This is a genomic window from Pseudomonas sp. B28(2017) (assembly GCF_002113025.1).
GTDB lineage: Bacteria > Pseudomonadota > Gammaproteobacteria > Pseudomonadales > Pseudomonadaceae > Aquipseudomonas.
Genome location: NZ_NEJH01000006.1, coordinates 183,842 through 200,378 on the forward strand (window position 1 = coordinate 183,842; position 16,537 = coordinate 200,378).

Sequence of the window (16,537 nt, forward strand, 5' to 3'; positions counted from 1 at the left end):
GCACATGTCAAAAGGGCATTCGCTACAAGACCCTTACTTGAATACTTTACGTAAAGAGAAAGTTGGGGTGTCCATCTACCTGGTCAACGGTATCAAACTGCAAGGCACGATCGAGTCCTTCGACCAGTTCGTTATCCTGCTGAAAAACACCGTCAGCCAGATGGTCTACAAACACGCGATCTCTACAGTGGTGCCGGTTCGTCCAATTCGTCTGCCTAGCGCAACCGAATCCGACGCAGGTGACGCTGAGCCAGGTAACGCCTGATAGGAGTCTCCTTTGTTCTTTGAGCGCCACGGTGGTGGTGAGCGAGCCATTCTCGTTCACTTGGATGGTCAGGACCCTGAGGCGCGCGAAGATCCGCAGGAGTTTCAGGAGTTGGCAATGTCGGCTGGCGCCGAGACCGTCGCGTTTTTCAACGTGCCGCGTAATCGGCCAACTGCCAAATACCTGATTGGCAGCGGCAAGGTCGAGGAGTTGCGCGACCTGGTCAAAGCCGAGCAGGTAGAACTGGTGATTTTCAATCACATTCTCACGCCCAGTCAGGAACGTAACCTCGAACGTGTTTTCGAGTGTCGCGTGATCGACCGCACAGGTCTGATTCTCGATATTTTCGCCCAGCGCGCCCGTACCCATGAAGGCAAGCTCCAGGTCGAACTGGCTCAGCTTGAGCACATGAGTACGCGGCTGGTTCGCGGCTGGACTCACCTTGAACGGCAGAAAGGCGGTATCGGCCTGCGCGGTCCCGGTGAAACCCAGCTGGAAACCGACCGGCGCCTGTTGCGGATTCGCCTGCGGCAGATCAAGGGGCGCCTGGAAAAGGTCCGCAGTCAACGCGAGCAATCGCGCCGTGGCCGCAAACGGGCTGACATTCCGACGGTTTCGCTGGTGGGTTATACCAACGCCGGCAAATCGACGCTGTTCAACTCGGTGACTGATTCCGACGTTTTCGCCGCTGACCAGCTCTTCGCCACCCTCGACCCGACGCTGCGCCGACTCGAACTCGAGGACCTTGGCCCGATCGTGCTGGCAGACACCGTGGGCTTCATTCGCCACTTGCCGCACAAACTGGTTGAAGCATTTCGGGCTACGCTCGAAGAGTCGAGCAACTCCGACCTGCTGCTGCATGTGATCGACTCCCATGAACCCGAGCGCATGGCCCAGATTGAACAGGTCATGGTGGTGCTCGGAGAGATCGGGGCGCAAGACTTGCCGATCCTGGAGGTCTATAACAAACTCGATTTGCTCGAAGGCGTGGAGCCGCAGATCCAGCGTGATGCCGATGGCAAGCCGCAGCGGGTCTGGCTTTCGGCGAAAGACGGTACAGGGCTGGACCTGCTCAAGCAGGCCATGGCCGAGTTGCTTGGCGATGAATTGTTTGTTGGCACCTTGCGATTGCCGAACCGATTTGCTCGACTGCGTGCGCAGTTTTTCGAACTCGGTGCGGTACAGAAAGAAGAACACGATGACGAAGGCATCAGTTTACTGGCCGTTCGTTTGCCACGGGCCGAATTGAATCGGCTGGTGAGCCGCGAAGGTTTGCAGCCGATGGAATTCATCGAGCAACACACTTTGCAATAAAAGCCTGAGAAAGCGGTTGTGTCGCGGTGACAGGCATTCTGTAGCATTGGTCGGCGCGCCGTGGGTGCGTCTTTGCTTTATCAGATGGAGAGCGCTATGGCTTGGAATGAGCCGGGTGGCAACTCGAATAATCAGGATCCTTGGGGTGGCAAGCGTCGTAACAACGGCGACCGCAAGGGACCACCAGATCTCGACGAGGCCTTCCGAAAGCTGCAGGAAAGCCTGAACGGTTTGTTCGGTGGTGGTAAGAAACGTGGTGACGACGGCGGTGGTCCGGGCAAGAGTGGCGGCTTTGGCGGCCTGCTCGGCATCGGCCTGGTCGTGCTGGCCGCCGTTTGGCTGTACAGCGCGGTTTATGTCGTTGACGAGCAGGAGCAAGCCGTGGTGCTGCGCTTCGGCAAGTACTACGAAACCGTGGGTCCTGGCCTGAACATCTACTTCCCGCCGATCGACAGGAAGTACATGGAAAACGTCACGCGTGAGCGTGCCTACACCAAGCAGGGCCAGATGCTGACTGAAGACGAGAACATCGTCGAAGTGCCACTGACCGTGCAGTACAGGATCAGCAACCTGCAGGACTTCGTGCTGAGCGTCGATCAGCCGGAAATCAGCCTGCAGCACGCGACCGACAGCGCCTTGCGCCATGTGGTGGGTTCCACCGCGATGGACCAGGTACTGACTGAAGGTCGTGAATTGATGGCCAGCGAAATCAAGGAGCGTCTGCAACGCTTCATGGACACCTACCGCACCGGTATCACCGTTACCCAGGTCAACGTTCAGAGCGCAGCGGCACCGCGCGAAGTCCAGGAAGCCTTCGATGACGTGATCCGTGCCCGGGAAGACGAGCAGCGTTCGCGCAACCAGGCCGAAACCTATGCCAACGGCGTCGTGCCGGAAGCTCGTGGTCAGGCCCAGCGCATCCTTGAGGATGCCAACGGTTATCGTGACGAAACCGTCTCGCGCGCCAAGGGTGAGGCCGATCGCTTCACCAAACTGGTCGCCGAGTACCGCAAGGCTCCTGAAGTCACTCGCCAGCGTCTGTACCTGGATACCATGCAGGAAGTCTTCAGCAGCACCAGCAAGGTTCTCGTGACCGGCAACAAGAATGGCCAGAACAACCTGTTGTACCTGCCGCTGGACAAGATGGTCGAAAGTGGTCGCAGCACCAGCACTCCGATGAGCAGTGCGGCAGCCGTCAGCAATGAAGCGAATACGCGTGCGGCAGCAGATCCGCAGCAGCAAGCACGTACCAGGGAGAGTCGCTGATGAGCAATAAATCGCTGATCGCCCTTATTGTCGGCGTCGTCGTGGCGATCGCTGCCTGGAACTGCTTCTACATCGTGGCTCAGACCGAGCGTGCGGTGTTGCTGCAGTTCGGTCGCGTGGTCCAGACCGATGTTCAGCCAGGCCTGCACGTGAAAGTGCCTTACGTCAACCAGGTGCGCAAATTCGACGCACGTCTGATGACGCTGGATGCACCGACACAACGCTTCCTGACGCTGGAAAAGAAAGCCGTGATGGTCGATGCCTTCGCCAAGTGGCGCGTGAAGGACGCAGAGCGTTACTACACCGCGACTTCCGGCCTCAAGCAGATCGCCGACGAGCGCCTGTCCCGTCGTCTGGAGTCGGGCCTGCGTGACCAGTTCGGTAAGCGCACGTTGCACGAAGTGGTCTCTGGTGAGCGTGATGCGCTGATGGCGGACATTACTGCTTCGTTGAACAAGATGGCTGAAAAAGAACTGGGCATCGAAGTTGTCGATGTTCGGGTCAAGGCCATCGACCTGCCGAAAGAAGTGAACCGCAGCGTGTTCGAGCGTATGAGCACCGAGCGTGAGCGTGAAGCCCGCGAGCACCGCGCCAAGGGTAACGAACTGGCCGAAGGCATCCGTGCCGACGCTGATCGTCAACGCCGCGTGTTGCTGGCTGAAGCCTATCGTGAATCCGAAGAGGTTCGCGGTGACGGCGATGCCCAGGCTGCTGCGATCTATTCCAAGGCCTACGGCCAGGATCAGGAGTTCTACGCGTTCTACCGTAGCCTGCGCGCCTACCGTGAAAGCTTTGCGAACAAATCCGACGTCATGGTCCTCGACCCAAGCAGCGACTTCTTCCACTACCTGGAAAAAGCCAAGCCATGATACGGCGTTGACCTGGATCCTCCCGCCGGGCGGCTAAAACCTCTGGCGGGGTGATCCTTTGGGAAAACGTGTGTATGATGCGGCAGCCGGGAAATTCCCGGCTTTTTTGCGTCTGCATGTTTGATTGCTGTTTTTAAGCGGACGCCGGGCCGATTGGCTCGACAGTTTTTCGAGGAAAGTGATTGGCGAAGCCGGTAGAAGGGCTTTTCGCTCCGTCGCTCATGCGCGTGGATTTGTGCATAAGCCGATCATTTTCTGCTTCACTCAAGGCTCGCCGACAGGCTGGTCGCCCGGATATAGGGGAAGGCGTAATGGCAACGGTAGACCGCTGGCTTCTGCCAGATGGCATCGAAGAAGTACTGCCACCGGAAGCGGCGCGTATTGAAGTCGCGCGTCGTCAGGTGTTGGATCTGTTCCAGAGCTGGGGTTACGAGTTTGTCGTGACTCCCCATATCGAGTACCTGGAATCCCTGCTGACTGGCGCGGGCCAGGACCTGGACCTGCGGACCTTCAAGGTCATCGACCCGCAGTCGGGTCGGCAGATGGGTTTCCGTGCCGACATCACGCCGCAAGTGGCGCGCATCGATGCGCACACCCTGCGCCGCGAAGGTCCGAGCCGTCTTTGCTATGCCGGTAGCGTGCTGCATGCTCAACCTCGTGCCTTGTCGTCCTCGCGCAGCCCGATTCAACTGGGTGCCGAGCTATATGGCGATGGTAGCCCGAGCAGCGATGTCGAGGTCATCAGTCTGATGCTGGCCATGCTGCAACTGGCCGATGTGCCGGATGTGCACATGGACCTCGGCCATGTCGGCATCTATCGCGGCCTGGCCCGCGCCGCCGGTTTGTCCGGTGAAGTCGAACAACAGTTGTTCGACGCATTGCAACGCAAGGCCATCGATGAGGTCATTACCTTGACCGAGGGCTTGCCTGCCGATCTGTCGGGCATGTTGCGCGCGTTGGTCGACCTGTGTGGCGGCCGTGAAGTGCTGGCTGCGGCCCGTGAGCGTCTGGCCAAGGCGCCGGCGCAGGTGACGGCAGCGCTGGACGACTTGCTGGCGATCGCCGAGCGGCTGTCCGTGCGTTTTCCTGAGCTGCCGCTGTATTTCGACCTGGGCGAACTGCGCGGTTATCACTACCACACCGGTGTGGTGTTCGCCGTGTTCGTACCGGGTGTTGGCCAGTCCATTGCCCAGGGCGGTCGTTACGACGACATCGGTGCCGACTTCGGTCGCGCCCGTCCAGCAACCGGCTTTTCCACCGATTTGAAAACCCTGGTGACCCTGGGGCGTGCTGAGATCGAGCTACCGTCTGGCGGTATCTGGATGCCTGACAGTACGGATGCAGCACTCTGGCAGCAGGTTTGCCAGTTGCGCAGTGAGGGTCAGCGTGTCGTTCAGGCCTTGCCTGGACAACCTTTGGCCGCCGCCCGTGAAGCGGACTGCGACCGGCAATTGATTCAGCAGAACGGGCTTTGGCAAGTATCGCCACTGGCTTCTTGAGTTTTCCTGCCGGCTGCCGCCGGCACCAAGTTTGCGCGAATGAGGACAAGTGTTATGGGTAAGAATGTCGTAGTCCTGGGCACCCAATGGGGTGATGAGGGCAAAGGCAAGATCGTTGATCTGCTGACCGAACATGCTGCCGCCGTAGTGCGCTACCAAGGTGGCCACAACGCTGGACACACCCTGGTGATCGACGGTGAAAAGACCGTCTTGCACCTGATTCCGTCGGGCGTGCTGCGCGAAGGCGTTCAGTGCCTGATCGGCAATGGCGTGGTGGTTGCACCTGACGCCCTGATGCGTGAAATCGTCAAGCTGGAAGAGAAAGGCGTACCGGTGCGCGAGCGCCTGCGTATCAGCCCTTCCTGCCCGCTGATCCTGTCCTACCACGTAGCGCTGGATCAGGCCCGTGAAAAGGCCCGTGGCGAGCTGAAGATCGGCACCACCGGTCGCGGCATCGGCCCGGCGTACGAAGACAAGGTTGCACGTCGCGGCCTGCGCATCGGTGACCTGTTCCACCGCGAGCGTTTCGCCGCCAAGCTGGGCGAGTTGCTGGATTACCACAACTTCGTACTGGTCAATTACTACAAAGAGCCAGCCATCGACTTCCAGAAGACTCTGGACGAGTGCATGGAATACGCCGAGCTGCTCAAGCCGATGATGCTGGACGTCACTGCCGAGCTGCACAACCTGCGCCGCGCCGGCAAAGACATCATGTTCGAAGGCGCCCAGGGCTCCCTGCTGGACATCGACCACGGTACCTACCCGTACGTCACAAGCTCCAACACCACCGCTGGCGGTATCGCTACCGGTTCGGGCGTGGGTCCGATGTTCCTGGATTACATCCTCGGCATCACCAAGGCCTACACCACCCGTGTTGGCTCGGGTCCGTTCCCGACTGAGCTGTTCGACGATGTGGGTGCATTCCTGGCCAAGCGTGGCCACGAGTTCGGTGCGACCACCGGCCGTGCCCGTCGTTGCGGCTGGTTCGATGCCGTCATCCTGCGCCGCGCCATCGACGTCAACAGCATCTCGGGCCTGTGCCTGACCAAGCTCGACGTTCTGGACGGCCTGGAAACCATCAACATCTGCGTCGGCTACAAGAACGCTGACGGTGCAGTAATCGACGCACCGACCGATGCCGACAGCTACATCGGCCTGGAGCCAGTGTACGAAGAGATGCCGGGCTGGAAAGAATCCACCCTCGGCGCCAAGACTCTGGAAGAGCTGCCGCAGGCTGCGCGTAACTACATCAAGCGCGTCGAAGAGTTGGTCGGCGCGCCGATCGACATTATTTCGACAGGTCCTGACCGCAACGAAACCATCGTTCTGCGTCATCCGTTCGCTTGATAAGTCATTGATGTGAAACACAAAGGGCCCATAATCGGGCCCTTTGTCGTTTATGCCTGTCGAACGGCATGACCTTTGCTGTGAACATTAAAAAAGCATTGCTTCCGGCGTGCTATCAATTTAATGGCGCCAAAGCAGAGGGATTTCAGATGTCGGCCGTTCTCTCATTGTTACAAAGCCGTTTGTTGCGGCCCGTGTTCGTTACCCTTGGTATCGCCCTTTTGGTGCAGGTGCTGGTGGCTGTTGCTCTGACCAGGAGCACGGTGACTGCACTGGAAGCCGATCTCGGCATGCGCCTGGGCGCGGACAGTCAAAAGCTCTCCGCTGAGCTCGAGCAGGCAGGGCGCGAAGTCACGTCCAGTCTGGACAGCCTTTCTACCAGCACTCGTCAACGCCTCACGGCCGGCTTGTCCTCGCGTCTTGAGCAAGAGCAGGCGCAATTGCGTTCGACTCTGGAAAAGGACCTGAAGGACTCCGCCAGCGATATGGCGCAGCTTCTGGCTTCAGTCGCGCCCCGTGCCATGTGGGACAACGACGTTCCGACACTGTCCGAGTTCGCCCGTCGGGCCCAGCGCAATCCCAATGTGCTGTTCGTGGTGTATGACGACGCCACCGGCCAGCACCTGACGCGCTACCTCAACCGGGAAAACCCGATCAACAAGGCTCTGCTGGAAAAAGGCCAGGGTGAGCGGGCGCTCGACAAGGTGCTGGAGGCGGCGAAAAGCGACCCTTCGGTCTTCTACGTCGAGGCTTCGATCAACCCCAATGGCGTGGAAATCGGCAAGGTCCTGATGGGGGTCTCGACTGCTTCGGTGGAGACTGATCTCGCGGCCCTCGACAAGCGCTTCTCGGCCTTGATCGCCAGCAGCGATCAACTGGTGGGCGACAGCCTTAAAGGCGCGGCCGCCGACAGCGCAGCCGCCATGCGCTCGCGTCTGCAGTCGGCTCAGTCAACAGCGGCTGAAATGAAAGCCAACACCACCGGCACCGTACAGGAAGCAGCTGCGACCTTGCGCTGGCGCATCGGTGTGTGTCTGGCGGTGGTGGGTTTCGGTGTCCTGTTGTTATTGGCGGTGGTGCTCGGTCGCCGGGTGGTCAATCGCCTGAAAATGCTGATCGTTGCCATGGATGACCTGGCGGCGGGCGAGGGCGATCTGACCAAGCGTGTGCAGATCAACAGCAAGGATGAGATCGGCGACATGGCCTCGGCGGTCAATCGCTTTGTGGATAAGTTGCAGCCGATCGTGCGCGAGGCGGGCGATGTGGCCCAGCGTACCGGTGTGGAAATTGGCGCCATGACCTTGCGCAATGCCGGTGCGGATGCGGCGGCAGGCATGCAGCGCGACGAGGTGGCGGAGAGTTTGCGTGCCTTGTCGCAGATGGCTGATGAAGCGCAGTCGGAAAGCCACGCCATGCAGGCGGCGCTGAAGCAGGTCGTGGACATACGTCAGGCTACCGATGAAAACACCCGGACCTCGGCGAAAGTCGGCAGCCTGATCGAAGAGCTGGCGGGGCAGGTCAACACCGGTGCGCAAGTGATTGAGCGCCTGGCACAACAAAGTGAGCAGATTGAAGTGGTGTTGACGGTGATTCACGGCATCGCCGAGCAGACCAACCTGCTGGCGCTGAACGCGGCTATTGAAGCGGCACGTGCCGGTGAGACCGGGCGCGGGTTTGCGGTGGTGGCGGATGAGGTACGGGCGCTGGCGAGCAAGACGCAGAGCTCCACCGGCGATATTCAGGCGCACATCGTTGCGTTGCAGCAAGGTGCGCGTGAGGCGGTGGCGGCGATTGGTCAGGCCGGGCGCCAGGCCAGTGAAGGTTTGCTGGTACTGCGCGACAGTGCCCGGTTGCAGCAGTCGGTGCAGGCATCCGTCGAGCAGGTCCATGCGGCGATCGGTTTGGCTACCCAGGCTGCGGCGCATCAGGCGCAGGGCGCGCAGGCCGTGCGAGGGCGGGTCCAGACCATTCACGCCCAGGCCGAGAAGGCGGCGCAGGCTGTGGTGGAGACCACGGCGAGCGGCAAAGTTCTCGATGGCCTGGCAGCGCAGTTGAAGGCGAGCCTGGGGCAGTTCAGGGCTTAGGGTTTGTGTTGAATGGTCTGACGTCATCGCGAGCAGGCTCGCTCCCACAATGGAATGCGTTTTCCTGTGGGAGCGAGCCTGCTCGCGAAAGCGGTCTCAGCGACTCAGGTACATCCGGGTCGTCAGTAGATAAACCGGCAACCCCGACACCAGAATCAACAGCGCCGCATAAGGCGCCGCCGCCGCAAATTCCACATTCGCGGTATGTGCCCATACCTCCGTTGCCAGGGTGTTCAGCCCGGTGGGACTCAACAACAGTGTCGCCGTCAGTTCCTTCATTGCATCCAGGAATACCAGCGCAAAGGCCGCGCCCAGCGCCGGAAAGATAATCGGCAGTGTCACTCGACAGAAAGCACTGAATGACGAGGCTCCGAGTGTGCGGGCTGCCTCCTCAAGTTGCGGCGCCGCCTTGTTCAGGGCGGTGCGGATCGGCGCCTGGGCCAGCGGCAGAAACAGCAGGGCGTAGGCGATCAGCAGCAATGCCGAAGTCTGGTAAAGCATCGGCACGTAGTGCAGGGCGAAATACACCAGGGTCAGGGCAATGACCAGCCCCGGCAGTGCGTGCAACAGATACGGCAAGCGCTCGGCCCAGATCGCCAGTCGGCCTTTGTAGCGTACGACCAGCAGGCCGACCGGCACCGCCAGCACCAGGCAAAACCCGGCGCCACCCAGCGACAGTGCGAGGGATGACAGCAATGCTTCGCCGATCGCCGCCATGGGAAAGGCTGCCGATGATCCCACCGCCAACCAGTAAGCCAGCATGCCCAGCGGAATCCCGCTGCCAATGATTGCCAGCAGCAGGCAATAAAGCTGTCCCGCCACTGCCCACGGCCCCAGTTGAACCTGTTCCGCGTGTCGCGCCGCACCCTGGCCGGTGCGCACGTGTCGACCATTGCCGCGCACGCGCAGCTCCAGCCACAGCAGCGCCAGGCACAACATCAGCAGTACGGCGGAGAGCATCGCCGCGTTGGCATTGCTGAACTCCAGCTCGAACTGTTGATAGATCGCTGTGGTAAAGGTTTGCAGGCCGATGATCGACAAGGCGCCGAATTCCACCAGCATGTGCAGCGCAATCAGTAACGAACCCGCCAGCAGCGATGGCCAGAGCAGGGGCAGGGTGATGCGGAAAAACACACCCCAGCGATTCTGGCCCAGGGTGCGGGCTGATTCTTCAAGGGAAGGATCAAGGTTGCGCAGGGTGGCCGCCACAGGCAGAAAAATCAGCGGGTACTTGGACAGGCTCATCACCAGGATCGCCCCGCCGAGTCCTTCAAAATGGGCGCTCAGTGAAACCCAGGTGAAGCTGCTGACAAAGGCTGGTACGGCAAACGGCAGGCACAGGATCACGCCCCAAAGCCTGCGTCCCGCAAGATTGCTGCGTTCGAGCAACCACGCCAGTGACAGGCCGATCGCGCCGCAGGCGAGGGTGACGCCCAGCATCAATGCAAGGGTGTTGCGCAACAGGCCGAAAACGTAGGGCCGCCATAGCAGATGCAAGGCTTCGGCCCAGCCTGCTTGCCAGGCCTTGAGTCCGACATAGGCCAGCGGCAGGAAGCTGAGTACGACCAGCAGCAATACCGGCAACACCAACCCGATGGGAGGGCGCTTGCGGCGGGGCGCGTTGTTGCTGCGCAGGCTGGTGACAGATAGCGATGCGCCCATCAGTTCAAGCCAACGTCACGTTCCAGGTCCAGGGCTTCTTCGGCATTGCCGAGGTCGGCTGGTGTCACGTTCGGCGCTTGCAGTTCGCTGAATGGCTTGAGCCCGCGATCAGATTCCATGCCTTTGTGTAGAGGGTATTCGGCGGTGGTCTGGGTGATCACGCGCTGGCCTTCCTCGCTGGCCATGTAGGCGAGCAATTGCTGTGCTTCTTTGGGGTGTTTGCTGGATTTGAGGGCTGCAGCACTGGAAACGGTGATGAGCCCGCCGACATCGCCGCCGCTGAAGTAATGCAGTTTCGAATCGAGTTGGCCTTTTTCACGCTGCAGGGCGAACCAGTAGTAGTTGTTGACCAGCACGGTGGCCACTTCGCCATTTTCCACGGATTTCAGTGCAACCATGTTGTTGCTGTAGGTCTTGCCGAATGCGCGCAGTCCGGTCAGCCATTCTTCGGCGGCGTCCATGCCGTGCACCTTGATAATCGCAACGGCCTGTTCCTGGAAGGCGCCACTGGTAGGCACGAAGCCGACTTTGCCTTGCCATTTGGGGTTGGAGAACTCCATCACCGAGGTGGGCAAGTCCTTTTCATCGATCAGCCTGGGGTTGAAGGCGACGACGCGCACCCGGGCAGTCACGCCAATCCAGGTGCCGTTACCGGCCACGTATTCCTTGGGCAGAACGGCCAGCGTGGCGTCATCCGCCTTGGCCAGCAGGCCTTGTTCGCCGAGTTTGTTCAGTGGCGGCGATTCTTCGGTGTAGATGACGTCGGCGGGAGAGCGATCGCCCTCTTCGACTATCTGACTGGCGAGCTGATTGCTGCTGCCTTTGCGCACATTGACGTGGATGCCGGTCTTGGCTTCGAAGGCTTTGGCGACCGCGTCGCCGACTTCCTTGTGTTGGCCGTTGTAGAGAGTCAGGGAAACCGGGTCGGCGGCTTGGGTGAGGGGCGTGGCGACTGCCAGGCCGAGCAGGGTAATGGTCAGGCTTCGGCGCAGGGTATTTCGAAACATCATTCGCAGGGTTCCTCACTGTCGCATTGCAAAAACTTGCAACAATGATAAACGATATTTGTTCTCAAATGCGCCTTGCGTGATCGCTCTGTTTTCCGTAGGAGCGAGCATGCTCGCGATGGAGGCAGGGTCATCGCGGGGCGTCAGACAGCCAGCGTTATCGTTGACGACTATCGCGAGCATGCTCGCTCCTACAGATAAGCCGAAGCCAGAAACGCAAAAACCCGCTTTCGCGGGTTTTTGTGAAATTCAAGGCCGTAACCTTGAATTTGAATTGGTGCCCAGAAGAAGACTCGAACTTCCACGGCCGTAAGGCCACCAGCACCTGAAGCTGGCGTGTCTACCAATTTCACCATCTGGGCATTCATCTTCAGCGTTGCCGCTGTTGATGTGGCGCACTATACGGAGAGCGTTTTGATCTGTAAACCCCTGATTTTAAAATTAATAAATCAGGGGTCCAAAATGCAAAAAACCCGCTTTCGCGGGTTTTTGTGTGAGCCTTGAAATTGATCTAATCTCAAGCTCGAAATTGGTGCCCAGAAGAAGACTCGAACTTCCACGACCGTAAGGTCACCAGCACCTGAAGCTGGCGTGTCTACCAATTTCACCATCTGGGCATTATCGGCAACGTCTGCGTCGTCGATGGCGCGCACTATACGGAGCGTCTTTTTAACTGTAAACCCCCGGCCTCAAAAAAACCTGAAAAAATTCACCAGCGGTCTGCAATTCAGCTTTGAGGTGTCGATACAGGGCTTTAGATGGGTCGTCTTAGCTTGAAATTTCCCGTTTCATTACGCCTATGCCAAACTAACCCGCATATAGACAAGGTGAAAACTCTCTAATGGCCGATTGGCAGTCCCTCGATCCCGAGGCCGCTCGTGAAGCGGAAAAATATGAAAACCCCATTCCTAGCCGCGAACTGATCCTTCAGCACCTTGCTGATCGAGGTTCGCCTGCTAACCGCGAGCAACTGGTTGAAGAGTTTGGTCTGACCACGGAAGACCAGATCGAAGCCCTGCGCCGCCGCCTGCGCGCCATGGAGCGCGATGCTCAACTCATCTATACCCGTCGCGGCACTTACGCGCCGGTGGACAAGCTTGACCTGATCCTGGGTCGCATCAGCGGTCACCGCGACGGCTTCGGCTTCCTGGTGCCGGACGACGGCAGTGACGACCTGTTCATGAGCCCGGCGCAGATGCGTCTGGTGTTCGATGGTGACCGTGCCCTGGCTCGTGTTTCCGGCCTGGACCGTCGCGGTCGCCGCGAAGGCATGATCGTCGAAGTGGTGTCCCGCGCTCACGAAAGCATCGTTGGTCGCTACTTCGAGGAAGGCGGTATCGGTTTCGTGGTTGCCGACAACCCGAAGATCCAGCAGGAAGTGCTGGTCACACCGGGTCGTAACGCCAACGCGCAGATCGGTCAGTTCGTCGAAGTGAAGATCACTCACTGGCCGACACCACGCTTCCAGCCGCAAGGCGACGTGGTCGAAGTCGTGGGCAACTACATGGCGCCGGGCATGGAGATCGACGTTGCCCTGCGTACTTATGACATTCCTCACGTCTGGCCTGAGGCCGTGCTCAAGGAAGCCGGTAAGCTCAAGCCGGAAGTCGAAGAGAAAGACAAAGAGAAGCGCATCGACCTGCGTCATCTGCCGTTCGTCACCATCGACGGCGAAGATGCCCGCGACTTCGATGACGCGGTCTACTGCGAAGCCCGCCCGGGCAAGCTGCGTCTGTTCTCCGGCGGCTGGAAGCTGTACGTGGCGATTGCCGACGTATCCAGCTACGTGAAGCTCGGTTCGGCGCTGGATGCCGAAGCGCAGGTTCGCGGCAACTCGGTGTACTTCCCCGAGCGCGTGATTCCGATGCTGCCTGAGCAGTTGTCCAACGGTTTGTGCTCGCTGAACCCGCAAGTCGACCGCCTGGCCATGGTTTGCGAGATGACCATCTCCAAATCCGGCGAGATGACCGACTACTGCTTCTACGAAGCGGTGATCCATTCCCATGCCCGCCTGACCTACAACAAAGTCAGCGCGATGCTGGAAACGCCGAAAGCCACCGAGGGGCGCAAGCTTCGCGGTGAGTACACCGACGTGGTGCCGCATCTCAAGCAGCTCTACTCGCTGTACAAGGTATTGCTGGCCGCTCGCCATGTGCGTGGCGCGATTGATTTCGAAACCCAGGAAACCCGGATCATCTTCGGTTCCGAGCGCAAAATCGCCGAAATCCGTCCGACCGTGCGCAACGATGCGCACAAGCTGATCGAGGAATGCATGCTGGCGGCCAACGTGGCCACCGCCGAGTTCCTGAAAAAGCACGAAATCCCTGCGCTGTACCGCGTTCACGATGGTCCGCCACCGGAGCGCCTGGAAAAGCTGCGCGCGTTCCTCGGCGAACTCGGCCTGTCCCTGCACAAGGGCAAGGATGGTCCGTCGCCTAAGGATTACCAGGCACTGCTGGCCGGTATCAAGGATCGTCCGGATTTCCACCTGATCCAGACCGTCATGCTGCGTTCGTTGAGTCAGGCGGTGTACAGCGCCGATAACCAGGGCCACTTCGGTCTGAATTACGAGGCGTACACACACTTCACTTCGCCGATCCGCCGCTACCCGGACTTGCTCACGCACCGGGCGATTCGCAGCGTGATCCATTCGAAGCAGGATACCCCGCACGTTCGTCGTGCCGGTGCGATGACCATTCCGAAGGCGCGCATCTATCCGTACGACGAAGCGGCCCTGGAGCAGCTCGGCGAGCAGTGCTCGATGAGCGAGCGCCGCGCCGACGAGGCGACCCGCGACGTGGTGAACTGGCTCAAGTGCGAGTTCATGAAGGATCGCGTGGGCGAATCGTTCCCGGGCGTGATCACCGCGGTGACCGGTTTTGGTCTGTTTGTCGAGCTTACAGACATTTATGTCGAAGGCCTGGTGCACGTCACCGCGCTGCCGGGCGATTACTACCACTTCGATCCTGTGCACCACCGCCTGGCCGGTGAGCGTACCGGTCGCAGTTTCCGCCTGGGTGACACTGTGGAAGTGCGGGTCATGCGCGTCGACCTCGACGAACGCAAGATCGATTTCGAGATGGCTGAAAAAACCATCAGCGCGCCGATCGGCCGCAAGAAACGTGGCACCGAAGCAGTGCCTGCGACTAAGACCGAAGCAGAACCGGCCCCGGCGAAAACCGGTCGTCGTCCTGCCAAGGAAATGGCTGTCGAGGCCTATCGTCCAAGCGATGCGGCGGCGAAAAACGCCGAAGTGCGCAAGAGCCGTGAAATGAAACAGGCGTTGCTGGCCGGTGCGAAAAGCGGCGGTAAAGCGGCGTCTGGGGGAAAGACCAGTCGGTCGGCGCCTGACAAGGCTGTCGGCGGCAAACCAGCCAAACCGAGCAAACATCGTAAAGGTCCGCCAAAAGCGGGCTCGGCTCCAGCCAAGACTGGCGGGGCGCGTAAACCTAAGGCCAAGCCATGAGTCAGTTGGAAAAGATCTACGGCGTACACGCCGTAGAAGCGTTGTTGCGTCATCACCCGAAACGCGTGAAGCAGATCTGGCTGGCCGAAGGTCGCGGTGATCCGCGGGTGCAGACGTTGATCGAACTGGCCAACGAAAACCGTGTCCAGGTCGGTCAGGCCGAGCGTCGTGAAATGGACGCCTGGGTTGAAGGCGTGCACCAGGGCGTGGTGGCGGATGTAAGTCCTAGCCAGGTCTGGGGCGAGGCGATGCTCGACGAGCTGCTTGATCGCACTGAAGGCGCACCGTTGTTGCTGGTGCTCGACGGCGTGACCGATCCGCACAACCTCGGTGCCTGTCTGCGTTCTGCCGATGCGGCGGGCGCGCTGGCGGTGATCGTGCCGAAGGACAAGTCCGCGACCCTGACGCCGGTCGTGCGAAAGGTTGCCTGCGGTGCGGCGGAAGTGATTCCGCTGGTTGCCGTGACCAACCTGGCGCGCACCCTGGAAAAGCTCCAGCAGCGTGGCTTGTGGGTTGTCGGTACGGCGGGGGAGGCTGAGGTCAGTCTGTATGACCAGGACCTCACCGGCCCGACCATCCTGATCATGGGGGCCGAAGGCAAGGGCATGCGCCGCCTGACCCGCGAGCATTGTGACTACCTGGTGCATCTGCCGATGGCCGGCAGTGTCAGCAGCCTCAACGTGTCGGTGGCGACTGGCGTGTGCCTGTTCGAGGCGCAGCGTCAGCGTGGTGCGAAAGCCGCGGCTGCCGCCAAGAAAACCTGATTGGCACACGATCCACTGCAGGAGCGAGCTTGCTCGCGAAGGACTCAAGATCACCGCGGAGCATCAGCTTCTCCCGCGTTATCGTTGATGACCTTCGCGAACAGGCTCGCTCCTGCGGTGTCGAGGGCTGTTCAAATAATCACCAATTACCTTGCGCCTCCCTCGCCCCTTCTCTACAATTGCGCCCCTTGCTGTGACGGCAGGCATTCATGTGCCTTACCCACGCAAGTCCATAAGTGTCATTCACTCCTTGTCTGACCGCTTTTGAGCGGCAGGCTACAACCCGTAAGGAGCATTCATGCGTCATTACGAAATCATCTTTTTGGTCCACCCGGATCAAAGCGAGCAAGTCGGCGGCATGGTTGAGCGTTACACCAAGCTGATCGAAGAAGACGGCGGCAAAATCCACCGTCTGGAAGATTGGGGCCGTCGTCAACTGGCCTACGCAATCAACAATGTTCACAAGGCTCACTACGTGATGCTGAACGTTGAGTGCACTGGCAAGGCCCTGGCCGAGCTGGAAGACAACTTCCGCTACAACGATGCAGTGATCCGTAACCTGGTCATCCGTCGCGACGAAGCCGTTACCGGCCAGTCCGAGATGCTCAAGGCTGAAGAAAACCGCAGTGAGCGCCGTGAGCGTCGCGACCGTCCTGAGCACTCCGACGCTGAAGGCGTTGACAGTGATGACAGCGACAACAGCGATAACGCTGACGAGTAATCCACGGACCTTTTGAGGAGCCAATTACATGGCACGTTTCTTCCGTCGTCGTAAATTCTGCCGCTTCACCGCTGAAGACGTGAAAGAGATCGATTACAAAGATCTCAACACTCTGAAAGCCTACGTATCCGAGACCGGCAAAATCGTTCCAAGCCGCATCACCGGTACCAAAGCTCGTTATCAGCGTCAGCTGGCCACCGCTATCAAGCGCGCCCGCTTCCTGGCCCTGCTGGCCTACACCGACAGCCACGGCCGCTGAGACCGGGCAGTCGA

13 protein-coding genes and 2 tRNA genes are annotated in these 16,537 nt (G+C 59.8%); 11 read left to right on the plus strand and 4 right to left on the minus strand.

Annotation, left to right across the window (positions count from 1 at the left end):
• Positions 1-4: 4 nt before the first annotated feature.
• The 7 genes from hfq (at position 5) to CAF65_RS17585 (ending at position 8,644) form a co-directional block, all read left to right on the plus strand.
• Entirely contained in the window at positions 5-265 is a 261-nt protein-coding gene (hfq, locus tag CAF65_RS17555) for an RNA chaperone Hfq (RefSeq protein WP_003221112.1), read from the plus strand.
• A gap of 12 nt (positions 266-277) precedes the next feature.
• Positions 278-1,579 (plus strand): ribosome rescue GTPase HflX, encoded by a 1,302-nt coding sequence (hflX, locus tag CAF65_RS17560; RefSeq protein ID WP_085717418.1) that lies wholly within the window; start codon positions 278-280, stop codon positions 1,577-1,579.
• Between the two features lie 96 nt (positions 1,580-1,675).
• Entirely contained in the window at positions 1,676-2,845 is a 1,170-nt protein-coding gene (gene hflK / locus CAF65_RS17565; RefSeq protein WP_085717419.1) for an FtsH protease activity modulator HflK, read from the plus strand.
• Positions 2,845-3,714, plus strand: a complete 870-nt coding sequence (gene hflC, locus CAF65_RS17570; protein WP_085717420.1) for a protease modulator HflC — start codon at positions 2,845-2,847, stop codon at positions 3,712-3,714. The genes hflK and hflC overlap by 1 nt, the downstream gene beginning before the upstream one ends.
• 311 nt (positions 3,715-4,025) lie before the next feature.
• The gene (locus tag CAF65_RS17575) at positions 4,026-5,213 is read left to right on the plus strand and encodes an ATP phosphoribosyltransferase regulatory subunit (RefSeq protein WP_007983998.1); all 1,188 of its coding nucleotides are present in this window, start codon (positions 4,026-4,028) and stop codon (positions 5,211-5,213) included.
• Positions 5,214-5,267: 54 nt separating this feature from the next.
• Positions 5,268-6,560 (plus strand): adenylosuccinate synthase, encoded by a 1,293-nt coding sequence (locus CAF65_RS17580; RefSeq protein WP_008016891.1) that lies wholly within the window; start codon positions 5,268-5,270, stop codon positions 6,558-6,560.
• Between the two features lie 149 nt (positions 6,561-6,709).
• Entirely contained in the window at positions 6,710-8,644 is a 1,935-nt protein-coding gene (locus tag CAF65_RS17585; RefSeq protein WP_085717421.1) for a methyl-accepting chemotaxis protein, read from the plus strand.
• Positions 8,645-8,740: 96 nt separating this feature from the next.
• On the opposite strand, the gene CAF65_RS17590 is transcribed toward CAF65_RS17585, so the two are convergent.
• The 4 genes from CAF65_RS17590 to CAF65_RS17605 all read right to left on the minus strand — a co-directional run bounded on the left by CAF65_RS17590 (position 8,741) and on the right by CAF65_RS17605 (position 11,930).
• Complete coding sequence (locus CAF65_RS17590) at positions 8,741-10,306, minus strand: iron ABC transporter permease (RefSeq protein WP_085717422.1); 1,566 nt, start codon at positions 10,304-10,306, stop codon at positions 8,741-8,743.
• A complete protein-coding gene (locus CAF65_RS17595; RefSeq protein ID WP_085717423.1) occupies positions 10,306-11,316 on the minus strand; it encodes an extracellular solute-binding protein in 1,011 nt (336 codons plus the stop codon). Before CAF65_RS17595 ends, CAF65_RS17590 begins: the two co-directional genes overlap by 1 nt.
• A gap of 272 nt (positions 11,317-11,588) precedes the next feature.
• Positions 11,589-11,675: transfer RNA gene (locus tag CAF65_RS17600), tRNA-Leu, on the minus strand.
• A gap of 168 nt (positions 11,676-11,843) precedes the next feature.
• Positions 11,844-11,930: transfer RNA gene (locus CAF65_RS17605), tRNA-Leu, on the minus strand.
• 224 nt (positions 11,931-12,154) lie between these two features.
• Here CAF65_RS17605 and rnr point away from each other — a divergent pair.
• The 4 genes from rnr (at position 12,155) to rpsR (ending at position 16,523) form a co-directional block, all read left to right on the plus strand.
• Entirely contained in the window at positions 12,155-14,779 is a 2,625-nt protein-coding gene (rnr, locus tag CAF65_RS17610; protein WP_085717424.1) for a ribonuclease R, read from the plus strand.
• On the plus strand, positions 14,776-15,543 hold the full coding sequence (gene rlmB, locus CAF65_RS17615) for a 23S rRNA (guanosine(2251)-2'-O)-methyltransferase RlmB (protein ID WP_085717425.1): 768 nt from the start codon (positions 14,776-14,778) through the stop codon (positions 15,541-15,543). The genes rnr and rlmB overlap by 4 nt, the downstream gene beginning before the upstream one ends.
• Before the next feature lie 298 nt (positions 15,544-15,841).
• Positions 15,842-16,264, plus strand: a complete 423-nt coding sequence (gene rpsF / locus CAF65_RS17620; protein WP_062379020.1) for a 30S ribosomal protein S6 — start codon at positions 15,842-15,844, stop codon at positions 16,262-16,264.
• Between the two features lie 28 nt (positions 16,265-16,292).
• Positions 16,293-16,523 carry a 30S ribosomal protein S18 gene (rpsR, locus tag CAF65_RS17625; protein ID WP_002551829.1) on the plus strand — a complete coding sequence of 77 codons (231 nt, stop codon included), beginning with the start codon at positions 16,293-16,295 and terminating at the stop codon, positions 16,521-16,523.
• Positions 16,524-16,537: the final 14 nt, after the last annotated feature.

What these genes read in the sequence shown, in the direction of transcription:
- hfq (WP_003221112.1), top strand. Translation starts at nt 5, where the DNA reads ATGTCAAAAGGGCATTCGCTACAAGACCCTTACTTGAATACTTTACGT.
- hflK (WP_085717419.1), top strand. Translation starts at nt 1,676, where the DNA reads ATGGCTTGGAATGAGCCGGGTGGCAACTCGAATAATCAGGATCCTTGG.
- hflC (WP_085717420.1), top strand. Translation starts at nt 2,845, where the DNA reads ATGAGCAATAAATCGCTGATCGCCCTTATTGTCGGCGTCGTCGTGGCG.
- CAF65_RS17575 (WP_007983998.1), top strand. Translation starts at nt 4,026, where the DNA reads ATGGCAACGGTAGACCGCTGGCTTCTGCCAGATGGCATCGAAGAAGTA.
- CAF65_RS17580 (WP_008016891.1), top strand. Translation starts at nt 5,268, where the DNA reads ATGGGTAAGAATGTCGTAGTCCTGGGCACCCAATGGGGTGATGAGGGC.
- CAF65_RS17585 (WP_085717421.1), top strand. Translation starts at nt 6,710, where the DNA reads ATGTCGGCCGTTCTCTCATTGTTACAAAGCCGTTTGTTGCGGCCCGTG.
- CAF65_RS17590 (WP_085717422.1), bottom strand. Translation starts at nt 10,306, where the DNA reads ATGGGCGCATCGCTATCTGTCACCAGCCTGCGCAGCAACAACGCGCCC.
- CAF65_RS17595 (WP_085717423.1), bottom strand. Translation starts at nt 11,316, where the DNA reads ATGATGTTTCGAAATACCCTGCGCCGAAGCCTGACCATTACCCTGCTC.
- rnr (WP_085717424.1), top strand. Translation starts at nt 12,155, where the DNA reads ATGGCCGATTGGCAGTCCCTCGATCCCGAGGCCGCTCGTGAAGCGGAA.
- rlmB (WP_085717425.1), top strand. Translation starts at nt 14,776, where the DNA reads ATGAGTCAGTTGGAAAAGATCTACGGCGTACACGCCGTAGAAGCGTTG.
- rpsF (WP_062379020.1), top strand. Translation starts at nt 15,842, where the DNA reads ATGCGTCATTACGAAATCATCTTTTTGGTCCACCCGGATCAAAGCGAG.
- rpsR (WP_002551829.1), top strand. Translation starts at nt 16,293, where the DNA reads ATGGCACGTTTCTTCCGTCGTCGTAAATTCTGCCGCTTCACCGCTGAA.